The organism is Streptomyces maremycinicus (assembly GCF_001184025.1).
GTDB classification, from domain to species: domain Bacteria; phylum Actinomycetota; class Actinomycetes; order Streptomycetales; family Streptomycetaceae; genus Streptomyces; species Streptomyces maremycinicus.
In genome coordinates this window covers 535674-551542 of sequence record NZ_BBYG01000014.1, presented here as the reverse complement: position 1 = coordinate 551542, position 15869 = coordinate 535674, and the positions used below count along the sequence as shown (strand labels likewise).

Below are 15869 nucleotides of genomic sequence, written 5' to 3'. Positions count from 1 at the left end.
GGGGTCGGCATCCCGGTCCGCCCGCGACTTGACCCGCCCCGGCCGCCGCCCGAGGATCATGAGTCATGACGCCCGGACATGGCAGCACGGTCGACGGGGTGCTGCGGCGCAGCGCCCGCCGCACCCCGGCACGCGCCGCGGTGGAGTACCGCGACCGCACCTGGACCTACGAGGAACTCGACGAGGCCGTCTCGCGCGCGGCGGGCGTCCTGCTCGCCGAGGGTCTCGCGCCCGGTGACCGGGTCGGCGCCTACGGCCACAACTCCGACGCCTACCTGATCGCGTTCCTCGCCTGCGCCCGCGCGGGCCTGGTGCACGTCCCCGTCAACCAGAACCTGACCGGCGAGGACCTCGCGTACATCGTCCGCCAGTCGGGCAGCGCGCTGGTACTCGCCGACCCGGACCTGGCGGGCCGGCTCCCCGCGGGCACCCGGACGCTCGCGCTGCGCGACGCGGAGGACTCGCTCCTCGCCCGGCTGCCCGCGACCGCCGCCCACGAGGGTCCCGAGCCGCGCTCCGAGGACCTGGTGCAGCTGCTCTACACCTCGGGCACGACGGCGCTGCCCAAGGGCGCGATGATGACCCACCGCGCCCTGGTGCACGAGTACCTGAGCGCGATCACCGCCCTCGACCTGAGCGCCGGCGACCGCCCCGCGCACTCCCTGCCGCTGTACCACTCGGCGCAGCTGCACGTGTTCCTGCTGCCGTACCTCGCGGTCGGCGCCACGAACATCATCCTGGACGCGCCCGACGGGGACCGGCTCTTCGACCTGATCGAGGAGGGCCGCGTGGACAGCCTCTTCGCCCCGCCGACCGTGTGGATCGGCCTGGCCAACCGCCCCGACTTCGCCACCCGTGACCTGAGCGGGCTGCGCAAGGCGTACTACGGGGCGTCGATCATGCCGGTGCCCGTCCTCGAGCGGCTCCGGGAACGCCTGCCCGAACTGGGCTTCTTCAACTGCTTCGGACAGAGCGAGATCGGCCCGCTCGCCACCGTCCTCGCCCCCGACGAGCACAAGGGGCGGCTGGACTCCTGCGGGCGCACGGTCCTGTTCGTGGACGCCCGGGTGGTCGACGAGAACGGCGAGGACGTCCCCGACGGCACGGCGGGCGAGATCGTCTACCGGTCCCCTCAGCTGTGCGAGGGCTACTGGGACAAGCCCGAGGAGACCGCCGCCGCCTTCCGCGACGGCTGGTTCCACTCCGGGGACCTCGCCGTGCGCGACGCCCACGGCTACTTCACGATCGTCGACCGGGTCAAGGACGTCATCAACTCCGGTGGCGTACTGGTCGCCTCCCGCCAGGTCGAGGACGCGCTGTACACCCATGACGCCGTCGCCGAGGCCGCCGTGATCGGGCTGCCGGACGAGCGGTGGATCGAGGCGATCACGGCCGTGGTCGTCCCGCGCGGCGAGGTGACCGAGGAGGAGCTCATCGCCCACGCCCGCGAGAACCTCCCCCACTTCAAGGCGCCGAAGCGGGTGCTGTTCGTCGAGGAGCTGCCGCGCAACGCCAGCGGCAAGATCCTCAAGCGGGAGCTGCGCGACCGCTTCGCCTCATGACTCCCGCAGGTCCACGATCCGCCTGATCTTGCCCACCGACCGCTCCAGCGACTCCGGATCGACGATCTCGACGGCGACCGACACACCGATGCCGTCCTTCACGGCCGCCGCGACGGCGCGCGCTGCCGCGGCCCGGTCCTCGGGGGTCGCGTCGGGGCGGGCCTCCGCGCGGACGGTGAGGGCGTCGAGGCGGCCCTCCCGGGTCAGCCGGAGCTGGAAGTGGGGCGCGACGCCCGGGGTGCGCAGCACGATCTCCTCGATCTGGGTGGGGAAGAGGTTCACCCCGCGCAGGATGACCATGTCGTCGCTGCGCCCCGTCACCTTCCGCATCCGCCGGAAGACGCGAGCCGTGCCCGGCAGCAGCCGGGTCAGGTCGCGGGTGCGGTAGCGGATCACCGGCATCGCCTCCTTGGTGAGCGAGGTGAAGACCAGCTCGCCCTCCTCGCCCTCCGGGAGGACCTCGCCGGTGACCGGGTCGACGATCTCGGGATAGAAGTGGTCCTCCCAGATGTGCAGGCCGTCCTTCGTCTCCACGCACTCCTGCGCGACGCCGGGGCCGATCACCTCCGACAGGCCGTATATGTCGACGGCGTCGATCGCGAACCGTTCCTCGATCTCCTGGCGCATCCGCTCCGTCCACGGCTCGGCGCCGAACACCCCCACGCGCAGCGAGGTGGAGCGCGGGTCCACCCCCTGGCGTTCGAACTCGTCGAGCAGGGTGAGCATGTAGGAGGGGGTCACCATGATGATCCGGGGTTCGAGGTCCTGGATCAGCCGCACCTGACGGGACGTCATGCCGCCGGACGCGGGGATCACCGTGCAGCCGAGGCGTTCCGCGCCGTAGTGCGCGCCGAGGCCGCCGGTGAACAGGCCGTAGCCGTACGCCACATGGACCGTGTCACCGGGCCGGCCGCCCGCGGCGCGGAGCGAACGGGCCACCAGGTCGGCCCACAGGGACAGGTCGTCGTCGGTGTACCCGACGATCGTGGGGCGGCCGGTGGTGCCGCTGGAGGCGTGGATGCGGCGGATACGGTCCCGGGGCACGGCGAACATCCCGTACGGGTAGTTCGCCCGCAGGTCGGCCTTGGTGGTGAACGGGAAGCGGGACAGGTCGCCGAGGTCGCGGCAGTCGTCGGGATGGACGCCCGCCTTGTCGAAGGACTCGCGGTAGAAGGGCACGTGGGCGTACGCGTGGCGCAGCGAGGCCCGCAGCCGCTCCCGCTGGAGGACGCGCAGGGCGCCCTCGTCGAGGCGCTCGCCCTCGTCCGGCAGGTTCCCCGCATCCGTCATGGGACTTCTCCCTCGTCACCTCGCCGGGCCGCTGCGTGCCGGCCCGGTCATCGAACCATGGCAATACGGACGACCGATCATTCGGTCGATCCTCCTGGGGATCAGTAATCCAGGCCGGCCCGCCGCGGGCAAGAGGGCGGCCGTGACTTTCGCCGGGAGAACCCCGTTGCGGAGCGGTCCGGCCCGCGTCGAGGATCGGGGCATGCCGAACTTCACCGCGCCGGACGGGACCCGGCTCGCCTACCACGTCCGGGGTACGGGCGAGCCGCTCGTCGTCCTGCCCGGCGGCCCCATGCGCGCCTCCGCCTACCTCGGCGACCTCGGCGGGCTCGCCGCCCGGCGCCGGCTGGTCCTGCTCGACCTGCGCGGCACCGGCGACTCCGCCGTCCCGGCGGACCCGGCGACGTACCGCTGCGACCGGCAGGTCGACGACGTCGAGGCGCTGCGCGTCCGTCTCGGACACGAACGGATCGACCTGCTCGCCCACTCCGCGGGCGGCAGCCTCGCGCTGCTGTACGCGGCCCGCTACCCGCACCGGGTGTCGCGGCTCGCGCTGATCACCGTCACGCCATGGGCCCTCGGCCGGCCGGCCACGGCCGAGGACCGGCTGACGGCCGCCCGGCTGCGCACGGGTGAACCCTGGTTCGCGGCGGCCTACCCGGCGTTCGAGGCATGGCTCACGGGCGGGGACGAGCCCGACCGGGGGGTCGTCGGCGCCTTCTTCCACGGCCGGTGGGACGAGGCCGCCCGCGCCCACGACGCCGCCGCGGAGGAACAGACCAACTCGGCCGCCGAGCAGGCGTTCCTGGATCCGGAGGCCTTCGACCCGCCCGCGCTGCGGGCCGCCCTCGCGGACCTGGCCGCCCCGGTGCTGGTGCTCGCCGGCGAGAAGGACGGCGGGCCCCGGCCCGCACTCGCCCGCCACCTCCGCGACGCGTTCCCCGACGCCGAGTTCGCCGTACAGCCGGGCGCCGGCCACTACCCGTGGCTGGACGACCCGGAGTGGTTCGCCGCCCGCACCGGCGCCTTCCTCGACGGCGCACCGGTCGCGGCGGTCACGCCCTGGGACTGACGCCGGGCCGGTTCACCGGTCGTCGGCGACGGCCACCTCCCGCGCCCACCGGTAGTCCGCCTTCCCGCTCGGCGAGCGCCGGATCGACTCCGTGACCACCAGCTGGCGCGGGATCTTGTAGCCGGCCAGCCGGGAGCGGCAGTGCCGCTGGATGTCCTCCAGAGAGGGGCGCGCGGCACCGTCGCGGACCTGCACGACGGCCGCCACATGGTTGCCCCACGTCCGGTCCGGCACTCCCGCCACCAGGGCGTCGTACACGTCCGGATGGGACTTCAGGGCCTGTTCGACCTCCTCGGGGTACACCTTCTCGCCCCCGGTGTTGATGCACTGCGAGCCGCGTCCGAGGACCACGACCACGCCCTCCTCGTCGACGGTCGCCATGTCGCCGAGCAGCACCCAGCGTTCGCCGTCCTTGCGGAAGAAGGTCTCGGCCGTCTTCACCGGGTCGTTGTAGTAGCCGAGCGGCACATGGCCGCGCTGGGCGACCCGGCCGACCTCGCCCGGGGCGACCGGCTCGTGGGTGGCCGGATCGACCACCCGGGTACGGGAGTTGACGCGGACCCGAAAGCCCCGCTCGGGCCCCGAGTCCTCCGTCGCCGTGCCGTTGAACCCGGACTCCGAGGAACCGAAGTTGTTCAGCAGCATCGCGTTCGGCATCAGCTCCCGGAACTGGCGGCGGACCGTGTCCGACATGATCGCGCCGGACGAGGACACGCTGAACACCGACGAGCAGTCCGTGCCCCGCAGCGGGCCGTCGAGCGCGTCGATCAGCGGCCGCAGCATCGCGTCGCCCACCAGGGAGATGCTGGTGACCTTCTCCTTCTCGATCGTCCTGAGCACTTCCTCGGGGACGAACTTGCGGTGCAGCACGACACGTTGCCCGAAGTTGAAGCCGATGAAGGCGGTGAGGGTGGAGGTGCCGTGCATCAGCGGCGGGGTGGGGAAGAAGGTGATCCCGCCACCGCCGGCCGCGACCCGCTCGGCGAGCTCCTCCGGCTTCTTCACCGCCTCACCGGTGGGGGAGCCGCCGCCCAGCCCCGAGAAGAACAGGTCCTCCTGACGCCACATCACCCCCTTGGGCAGGCCGGTCGTGCCGCCGGTGTAGATGATGAACTGGTCGTCGCCCGAGCGGTCCGGGAACCCGCGCCCGGGAGAGCCGCTCGCCTCCGCGTCCGCGAAGGAGGTGACGCCTCCGTCCGGCGGACCCACCCGGATCAGGTGCCGCAGCGCCGGCGTCTGCGGCAGCGCGGCCGCCACCCGGTCCGTGAACTCCGCGTCGAAGACGAGCGCTACCAGATCCGCGTCCCGGTAGAGGTAGATCAACTCATCTTCCACGTAACGGTAGTTCACGTTCACCGGCACGATCCGCGCCTTGAGGCAGCCCAGCACCGTCTGGAGGTACTCGACCCCGTTGTACAGATGCAGGCCGAGGTGTTCGCCGGGGCGGATCCCGCTGTCGAGGAGGTGATGACCGATGCGGTTGGCCGCCGCGTCCAGCTCGGCGTACGTCAGACGGCGTTCCGCACCCGTGCCGGGATGGTCGACGTACACGAGCGCCTCACGGTCCGCCGCCACGTCGACGACCGACTCGAACAGGTCGGCAAGGTTGTACTCCACCGCTCCTCCTGACCGGGGGGCCTGGTGCTTCGACGGTTCGTCGGTCATCTGAGCAAAGCGGGCGGCAAGTGGGAAGGGCTCGCGTCAATAAATCTGACTGAGTGTCAGAAAACCCTTGAACTGCCATCACGCCTCCTGCAACCTGTTCTCGTTCTTTCCGAGGGGAGACCTGCGATGAGCGGCACCGAACACCTCACCGTGCGCCGCGAAGGCGCCACACTCGTGCTCACGCTCGACCGGCCGGAGGCCAGGAACGCGCTCTCGATCGCCATGCTCGTCGGTCTGTACGACGGCTGGCTCGAGGCCGACGCGGACGACTCGGTCCGCTCCGTCGTCCTCACCGGCGCGGGCGGCTCCTTCTGCGCCGGCATGGACCTCAAGGCACTGGCCGGCCAGGGGATGGCGGGCGAGGGCCACCGCGACCGGCTCAAGGCCGACCCCGACCTGCACTGGAAGGCGATGCTCCGCCACCACCGCCCCCGTAAACCGGTGATCGCCGCCGTCGAGGGCCACTGCGTGGCGGGCGGCACCGAGATGCTCCAGGGCACCGACATCCGGGTCGCGGGCGAGTCCGCCGTCTTCGGCCTCTTCGAGGTGCGACGCGGCCTCTTCCCGATCGGCGGCTCGACCGTCCGGCTGCCCCGCCAGATCCCGCGCACGCACGCCCTGGAGATGCTGCTCACCGGTCGGGCCTACACCGCCCGCGAGGCCGCCGGCATCGGCCTGATCGGCCATGTCGTCCCCGACGGCAGCGCCCTGGACAAGGCCCTGGAGATCGCCGAACGCGTCAACGCCTGCGCGCCGCTCGCCGTGGAGGCCGTCAAGGCGTCCGTCTACGAGGCCGCCGAGATGGCCGAGGCCGACGGACTCGCCGCCGAACTCACCCGAGGATGGCCGGTGTTCGACACCGATGACGCGAAGGAAGGCGCCCGCGCCTTCGCGGAGAAGCGGGCGCCGGTCTACCGGCGTGCGTGACGCCGTGCGGGGAGTGTGGGCGCTCACCGCTGTTCGCCGTACTGCGGGTCCGTCGTGGCTGGTCGCGCAGTTCCCCGCGCCCCTTCCGGGGGGCGCTCCCGCCGACGCCGGCTTCCCGAGGAGGCAGCCCTGATGTCCGAAGTACTCAAAGCGCCGCTTGTCGTCGAGTTTCCGTTCACCCGGTCCCTCGGGCCGGTCCAGAGTGCCTTTCTCACCGGGCTGCGCGAGCGGGTCGTCCTCGGGGTGAGGGCCTCCGACGGCCGGATCCTCGTCCCGCCCGTCGAGTACGACCCCACAACCGCCGACGAGCTGCGCGACCTCGTCGAGGTCGCCCCCACCGGCACCGTCACCACCTGGGCCTGGAACCACGCCCCCCGCCGCGGACAGCCCCTCACCACGCCCTTCGCCTGGGTACTGGTACGCCTCGACGGCTCCGACACCGCCCTCCTGCACGCCCTCGACGCCCCCGGCCCCGACGCCGTCCACACCGGCCTGCGCGTCCGGATCCGCTGGGCCGGGGAACGCACCGGCGCCATCACCGACATCGCCTGCTTCGAACCCCACGACGGTGAACCGGCCCGGCTCACGGGCAGCACGGGCGAGTTCGCGGACCCGGTCGGCGGCATCGTCGCCGCCGCCCGGCTCGACTACACCTACTCGCCCGGCCGCGCCCAGACCGCCTACATCAACTCCCTCGCCGACCGCAGGACCGTCGGCGAGCGCTGCCCGTCCTGCCGCAAGGTGTACGTGCCGCCGCGCGGGGCCTGTCCCACCTGCGGCCTCCCGACCACCGAGCAGGTCGAGGTCGGACCGCGCGGGACCGTCACCACCTTCTGCATCGTCAACATCAAGGCGAAGAACCTCGACATCGAAGTGCCCTACGTCTACGCCCACATCGCCCTCGACGGCGCCGATCTCGCGCTGCACGCCCGCATCGGCGGCATTCCCTACGACCAGGTACGCATGGGCCTGCGCGTCGAACCCGTATGGACGGACGGCGCCCGCTACCCCGACCACTACCGGCCCACCGGCGAACCCGACGCGGACTACGACGCCTACAAGGAGCTGCTATGACCCGGGACATCGCGGTGGTGGCCTTCGCGCAGACCGACGTCCGGCGCACCACCGACGAGCTCTCCGAGGTCGAGATGCTCATGCCGGTGCTGCACAGCGTCCTGGACCGCACCGGCCTGAAGACCGCCGACATCGGCTTCACCTGCTCCGGCTCCAGCGACTACCTCGCGGGCCGGGCCTTCTCCTTCACCCTCGCCCTCGACGGCGTAGGCGCCTGGCCGCCCATCTCCGAGTCCCATGTCGAGACGGACGGCGCCTGGGCCCTGTACGAGGCCTGGACCAAGCTGCTCACCGGCGACGCCGACACCGCGCTCGTCTACTCCTACGGCAAGTCCTCGCCCGGCTCCCTGCGCGACGTGCTCACCCGTCAGCTCGACCCGTACTACGTCGCCCCGCTGTGGCCCGACTCCGTCGCCCTCGCCGCCCTCCAGGCACAGGCCCTGATCGACGCGGGCGACACCGACGAGAGCGCACTCGCCGCGATCGGCACCCGCAGCCGCCGCGTCGCCACCCTCAACTCCCACGCCCAGATCCGTGGCCCGGTACCCCAGGGGGACTACGTCGTACGGCCGCTGCGCACCGGCGACTGCCCGCCGGTCGGGGACGGCGCCGCGGCCGTGATCCTCGCCGCCGGGGAGCGGGCCCGCGAACTGTGCTCCCGGCCCGCCTGGATCCGGGGCATCGACCACCGGATCGAGGCCCACTCGCTCGGCGTACGCGACCTGACCGACTCGCCCTCCACCCGTCTGGCCGCCGAACGCGCCGGCGCCTTCGAACGGCCCGTCGACACCGCCGAACTGCACGCCCCGTTCAGCGCCCAGGAGGTCGTCCTGCGCAAGGCGCTGCGGCTCGACGACAGCGTGCGGGTGAACCTGTCCGGCGGCGCCATCGCCGCCAACCCGATGATGGCCGCCGGCCTCATCCGCGTCGGCGAGGCCGCCGCCCGCGTCCACCGGGGCGAGTCCGACCGCGCCCTCGCCCACGCCACCTCAGGACCCTGCCTCCAGCAGAACCTGGTCGCCGTACTCGAAGGGGAACCGCGATGAGCAAGGAGCCCGTGGCCGTCGTCGGGATCGGCCAGACCAAACACGTCGCGGCCCGCCGGGACGTGTCGATCGCGGGGCTGGTCCGCGAGGCCGCCCGACGCGCGCTCGACGACGCCGAGCTGACGTGGGCCGACATCGACGCCGTCGTCATCGGCAAGGCCCCCGACTTCTTCGAGGGCGTCATGATGCCCGAGCTCTACCTCGCCGACGCGCTCGGCGCCGTCGGCAAACCGATGCTGCGGGTGCACACGGCCGGATCCGTCGGCGGATCCACCGCCCTGGTCGCCGCCCAGCTCGTCGCGGCCCGTGTCCACGGGACCGTGCTGACCCTCGCCTTCGAGAAACAGTCCGAGTCCAACGCCATGTGGGGACTGTCCCTGCCGATCCCCTTCCAGCAGCCGCTGCTCGCCGGGGCGGGCGGATTCTTCGCGCCCCACGTGCGGGCGTACATGCGCCGCAGCGGCGCCCCCGACACCGTCGGCTCGCTGGTGGCGTACAAGGACCGGCGCAACGCGCTGAAGAACCCCTGGGCCCACCTCCACGAGCACGACATCACGCTGGAGAAGGTCCAGGCCTCGCCCATGCTCTGGGACCCGATCCGCTACTCGGAGACCTGCCCCTCCTCCGACGGCGCCTGCGCGATGGTCCTCACCGACCGGGCCGGAGCCGCCCGCGCCCCCCGGCCGCCCGCCTGGCTGCTCGGCGGCGCCATGCGCAGCGAACCCACCCTGTTCGCCGGCAAGGACGCCGTGTCCCCGCGGGCCGGCCGGGACTGCGCCGCCGACGTCTACCGGCAGGCCGGCGTCACCGACCCGCGCCGGGACATCGACGCCGTCGAGATGTACGTGCCGTTCTCCTGGTACGAGCCCATGTGGCTGGAGAACCTCGGCTTCGCCGACGAGGGAGAGGGCTGGAAGCTCACCGAGGCCGGGGTGACGGAGCTCGACGGCGACCTGCCCGTCAACATGTCGGGCGGCGTCCTGTCGACCAACCCCATCGGCGCCTCCGGGATGATCCGCTTCGCGGAGGCGGCCCTCCAGGTGCGCGGCCTGGCCGGGGAACACCAGGTGGAGCGCGCCCGGAAGGTCCTCGGGCACGCCTACGGCGGCGGCTCGCAGTTCTTCTCCATGTGGCTCGTGGGAGCGCGGCCACCGGAGTCCTGAAAGGTCCCCCTCACGTGCTCTGTCGGCCTCAGGAACCGGTCGCTAGGCTGACTCGCGGACGACGAACCGGGAGGAGCACGGACGTGGCCGAGAGCACCATCCAGCAGCAGCCGCTCACGGGCTGGGACAAGCCGGAGCTGGACCTCAGCAACGCCGAGTGGCAGTCCAGCAGCCGGGGGCGGGGGGATGTCCAGATCGCCTTCGTCGAAGGATTCATCGCGATGCGCAACAGCGGCAGCCCCCAGAGCCCTTCCCTGATCTTCACGCCCGCCGAGTGGGGCGCGTTCGTGTCGGGGGCGCGGGAGGGGGAGTTCGACCTGACCTGAGAGCGGCGCCGGCCGCACGGCCGGCCCCCGGAGCCCGCCCGCACGGGGAGACCGGGCGGGGCCCGGGCGGACACGTGTCCTCGGCCGCCGCCACCGGGGGAGCGACGGCGCCCCGGGACGACGAACCGCGTCCCTCCCGGAGGTCGCCGGACGGCTCTGTCCACGTACCATGGCGGCATGTCGTTCCTCCGCCGCCGCAGCGCCACCCCCGCCGGGCCCGACTTCGACGTCCTGGCCATGGATCCGGGCGACTGGCCCGGCAACCTCGGTGCCGGTCTGCTGCCCGCCCCCGACGGCAGCTGCCAGGGCGTCTTCCTGCGCTACGACCTCTTCGGCGGCCGCGGCCCCGCGATGATCATCGGCAATCTTCCCGAGGGCTCCCCGGCCCGTGAGGTGGAGGAGGGCGAGGTCCCCTTCGAGGTCGCCCAGCTGCTGCTCGCGCTGGAGAACGACGAGGAGGTGACCGTCGTCGGCACCGAGGACATGCCGGTGATGCAGGGCGACAACCTGCTGATCGTGCGTCGCCTCAAGCTCTCCGAGGGCCGGATCTCCTGCGTGCAGTTCGACCGCAGCGACAACGTCCTGGTGACCATCGCCGCCTGGGACCGCCCCATCACCGACGACCTCTACGCCCTGCTGAAACCGCTCCCGGCGGAGCTCTTCCAGCAGGGCTGAGGCACGGCTACGACATCGACGACATCAGCCTCACGTCCGCGGCCCGCACGAACGCCACCCGGTGCCCGTACTGGATCTCGTAGTACTGGTCCTCGCCGGTCACCACCCGGTGCGAGCCGGTCGCGAAGGTGACCGCGTAGTAGTACTCACCCGGCACCTTGTCCCCGACCACGTACTTCTGGCCCTTCGGCAGGGTGTACGGGAGCGGGGAGACCGCCTGGGCCGGGACGCCCGCCGGATAGGCCGACGCCTCCGGATAGGCGCGGCCGTAGACCGCGACGCTGTCGCGGCCGTCCTTCGGGGTGACCACCTGGCCCGCCGCGGGCACCGCCGTCGGCCGGTCCTTCGGGTTGCGGAACCACGCCTTCTGACCCAGGTACCAGATCGCCGTCCAGTCACCCCACTGGTCGGCGACCGCGTACTGCTGGCCGGTCGACACCCGCGAGGAGGTGTCGTTCACGCCGGTGGTCGGGGCCGAGCCCTGGCCGATGTCCTTGATCAGGGCCGACTTCTCGTCGTGGTCGGAGTACAGCCGCACCGCGCTCGAACCGTGCGCCGCGCACGGCGCGCCCTTGGTGACACAGTCCGTGTACACCGGCTGGTTGGCGAGGTAGTCCGGCCGGATCGTCACCAGACCGCCGCTCCTGCGGGCCGTCGCCGCGAAGGGCCGGTCCAGCAGTTCGAAGTAGTGCCGCCAGTCCCAGTAGGGGCCCGGGTCGGTGTGCATCCCGGAGACGGTCGCGGTCGTCGGCCCGGGTACGTTGTCGTGGCCCAGGATGTGCTGCCGGTCCAGCGGGACGCCGTACCGCGCCGCCAGGTACTTCACCAGACGCGCCGACGACCGGTACATCGCCTCCGTGTACCAGGAGTCCGGCTGGGCGAGGAAGCCCTCGTGCTCCAGACCGATCGACTTGGCGTTGACGTACCAGTTGCCCGCGTGCCAGGCCACGTCCTTGGCCTTCACATGCTGGGCGACGTGACCGTCGGTGGAGCGCAGGGTGTAGTTCCAGGACACATAGGTGGGGTCCTGGACCATGTTCAGCACCCCCTCCCACCCGCCCTCGGTGTCGTGCACGACGATGTACTTGATGCCCGGCGCGGCCGGCCGGTCGCCGAGGTCGTGATTGCCGTAGTCGTTGTCGCCGAACTGCTCGTACGGCGCCGGGATCCACTCGCAGGACACCGTCGTCGGACACTCGGTGCCGTCCCTGGAGGCCGTGCGCAGTCCGGCCTCCCGCAGCTGGGCGGTCCGCGGTGCCACGCCCGGCTGGGCGGCCAGGGCGACCGGCCCACCGGCGTCCGTGAGGCGCTCCGCCCCGGTGCGCAGCACGTCGTAGACGTCGTCGGCGTAGGCGGCGGCCGTCGCGCTGTCGTCCGCGCCGGAGAAGCGCGCCACCGCGCCGTACCAGTCGGCCGGGTCGCCGCTCAGCGGCTCGCCCAGGCTCCGCTGCGCGGCGGCGAGGAGCGCCGCGCCGCCCGCGATGTTGGCCGCGGGGTCCGTGCGCAGTTCCTCGGCGCTCAGGCCGGTCAGCTCCGCCGCCCGGGGCAGGGTGCGCAGCCGGGCCGGGATCTCGTCGGCGGCCGGGAGCCGCGTCCGAGGGGCACGGGCCGGGCGGGCGGAGTCCCCGCGGGCGTCCTCCGCGCCCCGGCCGTGGTGCGGGGCCGCGGCGAGCGCCGCACGCGCGTCGGTGAGGTGCATCGGGCCGTAGCCGCCGGTCACGCTCGGCGCGCCGGGGTGCGTGTCCCAGCGGGACTGGAGGTAGGAGACGCCCAGCAGCAGGCTCCGCGGTACGTGGTACTCGGCCGCCGCGACGGCGAAGGCCCGCTGGAGCCCGGCCGCCTCGGACACCGGGGCGACCGAGGGGCCCGTGGCGCGCGCGGGGGAGGCCGTGCCGAGCAGCGGGAACAGCAGAGCCGCCGACGCCAGGGCGCCTGCGGCTCTACGGGTGTGTCTGCCTGATCCGGGGTGGGTGACGGGTTTTCGCAACGCGGCCTCCTGGAACGAGCGGGCGGGGGTGCGGGGCCGGACATGAGCCGACTGTCACCGGCTTGCCGACAGCCCGTCAATCATGCCCACAGACGGGAGATTTCCTCCGCCAAGACACCGCGGACGCACCCCGGAGGTCCGCGGCGCGCCGCCGTTCAGGCGCAACCGCGGACCTCCGTCCCCTCAGCGGGTGCCGACCGCCGCCCGCACGGCCCGGCGGGCCAGCTGGCAGTCGTCGTGCAGGCGTCGCAGCAGCAGGCGCTGTTCCTCGCCGGACGACGAACCGGTCGGCTGGGCACCCGGGGCCGTCGGGCCACCGTCCATCGAGCGCTGTACGGCCGTCTCGTAGGTACGGATCTCGCGGGTCAGGACCAGCATCAGGTTCACCAGGAAGGCGTCACGCGATGCCGGGCCCGCCGACTGGGCGATCTGGCTGATCTGACGGCGCGCCACCGGCGCGTCCCCCAGCGCCGACCACAGCGTCGCCAGGTCGTAGCCCGGCAGATACCACCCCGCGTGCTCCCAGTCCACCAGCACTGGACCGGCCGGTGACAGAAGGATGTTCGACAGGAGGGCGTCGCCGTGACAGAACTGGCCCATGCCCTGCCGGCCCGCGGTGGCCGCGATGCCGTGCAGCAGCTTCTGGAGGTCGCCCAGGTCCCGGTCGGTGAGCAGACCCAGCTCGTGGTAGCGGGAGATACGGGTGGCGTAGTCGAGCGGGGCGTCGAACGTGCCCGCCGGGGGCCGCCAGGCGTTGAGCCGGCAGATCGCGCCGAGCGCCGCCCGGACGTCCGCCCGCGGCGGGGCCTCGGTGGGGTGCCGCTGGAGTGCCGCGGCCCGGCCCGGCATCCGCTCGATCACCAGTGTGCAGTTGTCCGGGTCCGCCGCGATCAGTCTCGGCGCCCGCACCGGGGGGCGGTGCCGGACGAACGTGCGGTACGCGGCTATTTCGTGCCGGATCTGTTCGGCCCACACGGGGGAGTGGTCGAGTAAACACTTGGCGACGGCCGTGCTGCGGCCGGTCGTGCCGACCAGCAGCACCGAACGTCCGCTGCGGCGCAGGACCTGGACCGGGGCGAACTCCGGGCAGATCCGGTGCACGGACGCGATCGCCGTGCGCAGCTGGGCGCCCTGGGGGCCGGACAGGTCGAGTCTCCCGCTGAGCGGTTGTGGGCCGAGCCCCGCGGGTCGCCGGGCCGTGGCGGCGCCGAGCAGGGGAGCCGCCGACCGCGCGGCGGGGTCGAGGTAGGGGCCGCCGCCGCCCGGGCGGGTGTGCAGCGACCGGGGCGGGGCGGACACGGAGGACGATGCTGCGTACATGGGAGAAACAGATCCCTTCGTGTGCCGGACGTCAGAACGCTGCCCCGACCGGCCCTTTCGGGTGCACCCTGGGGAATGTCCCTCGGCGACCGGGTCGGGGTGGCGCTTTCCTACCTGACACCCATCGCCCACTGGCACACCATCTGGCGAACCCTGGCGAACCCTGGCGAATAGTCGCCCGGCAACTTTCACCGGGCTACTGTCAACTCAGCCGAGAACCTGGGGGCTTGACGTGAGTGGACAACCCAACACCCGCCTCTCGGACCTGTTCGGCCTGGCCGGCTGGTCCAAGGGGGAACTCGCGAGGCTGGTCAACCGGCAGGCGGCGGCCATGGGCCACCCCCAGCTGTCGACCGACACCTCGCGGGTACGGCGGTGGATCGACACGGGAGAGATCCCGCGCGATCCGGTGCCACGGGTGCTGGCGGCTCTGTTCACCGAGCGTCTCGGCCGTGTCGTGACCATCGAGGACCTCGGTCTGGTCCGGCACGGGCGTACAGGGAAACGGCCCGCCGGCGGGAATGTGGAACATCCCGACGATGTGCCGTGGGCGCCCGAACGGACTGCTGCGGTCCTCACCGAATTCACGGGAATGGACCTCATGCTCAACCGACGCGGCTTGGTGGGCGCGGGTGCCGCGCTCGCCGCGGGCTCAGCTCTCAGCAGTGCCATGTACGAGTGGCTGCACACCGACCCCACCCTCTCCTCCGACGCTCCAGTCATCGACCATCCCCTCCTGCACCAGGCCGACCCCGCCGGATTCGACCGCTACGAGGCCGCCCCGATCGGGACGGAGGAGGTGGACGAACTCGAGCGCTCGGTGGAGGTGTTCCGGGCCTGGGACGCGGCCCGCGGCGGCGGACTTCAGCGCAAGGCCGTCGTGGGACAGCTCAACGAGGTGGGCGGCATCCTCGCCTACCACCACCCCTCCCATCTCCAGCGGCGCCTGTGGGGCGTCGCGGCCAACCTCGCCGTTCTCGCGGGCTGGATGTCGCACGACGTCGGCCTGGAGCCCACGGCCCAGAAGTACTTCGTCATCGCCGCCCATGCCGCCAGAGAGGGCGGTGACCGGCCGCGAGCCGGGGAGGCGCTCTCCCGGGCGGCCCGTCAGATGGTCCACCTCGGGCGGCCCGACGAGGCCCTCGACCTGATGAAACTCGCCCAGTCCGGATCGGGCGACGACGTGACGCCGCGCACCCGCGCGATGTTCCACACCATCGAGGCCTGGGCGCAGGCGTCGATGGGCAAGGGCCAGGCGATGCGCCGCACCCTCGGCCGGGCGGAAGACCTCTTCGTCTCCGACAAGGGGGACGTCACACCGCCGTCCTGGATGCAGACCTTCAAGGACGAGGATCTGTACGGGATGCAGGCGCTGGCGTACCGCACGCTGGCCGAGTTCGAGCCGCAGGCGGCCGTGCACGCCCAGTACTACGCGGAGAAGGCGCTGGCGCTGCGCGTCGACGGGCGGGAGCGGTCGAAGATCTTCGACCATCTGTCCATGGCGTCCGCCTGTTTCATCGCCGACGACCCCGAGCAGGCGGACCGGTTCGCGCGCCTGGCCCTGATGTCGATGGGGTCGAACTCCTCCCGGCGCACCTGGGACCGGCTGAGCCAGATGTACCGGCTTACCGCGGAGTACGCCAACTACCCGAGGATCAGCGAACTGAGGGAGGAGATCATGCTCGCGCTGCCGAAGCAGAAGCAGAAGGGCGGCAGGGGGAACAAGGGGGGCGACGGCGCTCCGGTGTGAGCGGGTCCCGCC

At 72.4% G+C, this 15869-nt stretch carries 13 protein-coding genes; 9 read left to right on the top strand and 4 right to left on the bottom strand.

Annotated features, from left to right (window positions below; genetic code table 11):
• Positions 1–65: 65 nt before the first annotated feature.
• Positions 66–1562, top strand: a complete 1497-nt coding sequence (locus tag AOQ37_RS20670; protein WP_062646038.1) for an acyl-CoA synthetase — start codon at positions 66–68, stop codon at positions 1560–1562.
• Here AOQ37_RS20670 and paaK read toward each other — a convergent pair.
• Positions 1557–2852, bottom strand: a complete 1296-nt coding sequence (gene paaK / locus AOQ37_RS20665) for a phenylacetate--CoA ligase PaaK (protein ID WP_062646037.1) — start codon at positions 2850–2852, stop codon at positions 1557–1559. The two genes, AOQ37_RS20670 and paaK, sit on opposite strands and share 6 nt — an antisense overlap.
• Before the next feature lie 202 nt (positions 2853–3054).
• Between paaK and AOQ37_RS20660 the strand changes: the two genes are divergently transcribed.
• Positions 3055–3924 (top strand): alpha/beta fold hydrolase, encoded by an 870-nt coding sequence (locus AOQ37_RS20660; protein ID WP_062646036.1) that lies wholly within the window; start codon positions 3055–3057, stop codon positions 3922–3924.
• A 12-nt stretch (positions 3925–3936) separates the two neighbouring features.
• On the opposite strand, the gene AOQ37_RS20655 is transcribed toward AOQ37_RS20660, so the two are convergent.
• Positions 3937–5541 carry an acyl-CoA synthetase gene (locus AOQ37_RS20655; RefSeq protein ID WP_062646035.1) on the bottom strand — a complete coding sequence of 535 codons (1605 nt, stop codon included), beginning with the start codon at positions 5539–5541 and terminating at the stop codon, positions 3937–3939.
• Between the two features lie 174 nt (positions 5542–5715).
• Between AOQ37_RS20655 and AOQ37_RS20650 the strand changes: the two genes are divergently transcribed.
• From AOQ37_RS20650 to AOQ37_RS20625, 6 genes are all read left to right on the top strand, one after another.
• Positions 5716–6516, top strand: coding sequence for a crotonase/enoyl-CoA hydratase family protein (locus tag AOQ37_RS20650; protein ID WP_062646034.1), 801 nt, complete (start codon positions 5716–5718; stop codon positions 6514–6516).
• A gap of 132 nt (positions 6517–6648) precedes the next feature.
• Positions 6649–7590, top strand: a complete 942-nt coding sequence (locus AOQ37_RS20645) for a Zn-ribbon domain-containing OB-fold protein (RefSeq protein ID WP_062646033.1) — start codon at positions 6649–6651, stop codon at positions 7588–7590.
• The gene (locus tag AOQ37_RS20640; RefSeq protein ID WP_062646032.1) at positions 7587–8636 is read left to right on the top strand and encodes a thiolase family protein; all 1050 of its coding nucleotides are present in this window, start codon (positions 7587–7589) and stop codon (positions 8634–8636) included. Before AOQ37_RS20645 ends, AOQ37_RS20640 begins: the two co-directional genes overlap by 4 nt.
• Entirely contained in the window at positions 8633–9799 is a 1167-nt protein-coding gene (locus AOQ37_RS20635) for a thiolase family protein (RefSeq protein WP_062646031.1), read from the top strand. Before AOQ37_RS20640 ends, AOQ37_RS20635 begins: the two co-directional genes overlap by 4 nt.
• An 83-nt stretch (positions 9800–9882) precedes the next feature.
• On the top strand, positions 9883–10125 hold the full coding sequence (locus AOQ37_RS20630) for a DUF397 domain-containing protein (protein WP_020126126.1): 243 nt from the start codon (positions 9883–9885) through the stop codon (positions 10123–10125).
• 177 nt (positions 10126–10302) lie between these two features.
• Positions 10303–10800 (top strand): hypothetical protein, encoded by a 498-nt coding sequence (locus tag AOQ37_RS20625; RefSeq protein ID WP_062646030.1) that lies wholly within the window; start codon positions 10303–10305, stop codon positions 10798–10800.
• A gap of 7 nt (positions 10801–10807) precedes the next feature.
• On the opposite strand, the gene AOQ37_RS20620 is transcribed toward AOQ37_RS20625, so the two are convergent.
• Positions 10808–12787 carry an N-acetylmuramoyl-L-alanine amidase gene (locus AOQ37_RS20620; RefSeq protein WP_062646029.1) on the bottom strand — a complete coding sequence of 660 codons (1980 nt, stop codon included), beginning with the start codon at positions 12785–12787 and terminating at the stop codon, positions 10808–10810.
• Between the two features lie 183 nt (positions 12788–12970).
• Complete coding sequence (locus AOQ37_RS20615; RefSeq protein WP_062646028.1) at positions 12971–14107, bottom strand: aminoglycoside phosphotransferase family protein; 1137 nt, start codon at positions 14105–14107, stop codon at positions 12971–12973.
• Positions 14108–14339: 232 nt separating this feature from the next.
• Between AOQ37_RS20615 and AOQ37_RS20610 the strand changes: the two genes are divergently transcribed.
• The gene (locus AOQ37_RS20610; RefSeq protein ID WP_062646027.1) at positions 14340–15857 is read left to right on the top strand and encodes a DNA-binding protein NsdB; all 1518 of its coding nucleotides are present in this window, start codon (positions 14340–14342) and stop codon (positions 15855–15857) included.
• Positions 15858–15869 lie beyond the last annotated feature (12 nt).